Source organism: Bacteroides reticulotermitis JCM 10512, assembly GCF_000517545.1.
In the GTDB taxonomy this organism is placed as follows: Bacteria; Bacteroidota; Bacteroidia; order Bacteroidales; family Bacteroidaceae; genus Bacteroides; species Bacteroides reticulotermitis.
This window is the reverse complement of record NZ_BAIV01000090.1, coordinates 1-944: the sequence shown is the minus strand read 5'-3', so window position 1 is coordinate 944 and position 944 is coordinate 1. Positions and strand designations below refer to the sequence as shown.

1 pseudogene is annotated in these 944 nt (G+C 39.5%); it reads right to left on the bottom strand.

Going from position 1 to position 944, the window contains the following annotated elements:
• A pseudogene (locus JCM10512_RS21050) lies at positions 1-564 on the bottom strand (phage integrase SAM-like domain-containing protein); the annotation flags it as partial.
• Positions 565-944 lie beyond the last annotated feature (380 nt).

Below are 944 nucleotides of genomic sequence, written 5' to 3'. Positions count from 1 at the left end.
GGGTAGTATATATCAGAATTGTACCCGGAGCAAGCCGACGATCAATCTTTAGATAGAGGTCGAATTTATCAATGAATGACCTGTCCAATGCGGAGAAAGGAATATCTGAAAGTTTGTATTTCTCTTTCAGGAACTTTGTGAGATGGTTAAGTGTGAACCAATAACCTTTTTCCGAACCCGCTTTGCGGTTTACACCGATACGCTTATCGAAATTCTCGTTATGGGTGCGGAAATAGGATAATAGCGTTTCCTGCCCGGATGCCATGCCCAGCAGAAGACTTTTCACGTCTTCGGCTGCTACCTTTTCTTTTGTTGCCGACAGTTCACGGTAATATGACAGGGCAGATGCCCTGATTTCGTCCAACTGACGGTTAATCTCATTTGCCGTATGGCTTTTCCCTGTGGCGCGACCGGATGACCATAAATCTGCCGGAACGGTCATTTTTGCACTAAAGATAGTTTCGGAAAATTTCCGATTGAAAGCCTTGCCATTACAGGGCTTTTACCATCCTTTTTCGTTTCATTCCTTTTGAGGTAGAATGACACCTTTACGTCCTTTGTCATAACTCTGTTATTTAAGTGTAAAATTACTTGTAACAGAGTTATTTTCAGTTGTATAAAATATGGAGCGAATGGGAAACAAACTCCAATTTTCTACTAAAAAACCCATCTTTCTGCCGTTAGTGCGAAAAAAGGGTTATTTTTGAAAGACGTTTTTAGAAAAACAAGCTGCTCTTTAAGGTGATTATCTTTATTCAGGTTGTTTTTGCTTCCTAATTCGACTAATCAAAAAGGCAGTATATAGGTAGCAAATCTTTCGCTTAACTGCTCTATATTCTTCCACTTTGCCTATTAGAAGAATATAGCGAAACAACGCTGAACGAACCTAACAACCAAATACTTACTCTATTCTTCCAAATTTTGCCTATCTTTGCGAGATTCTT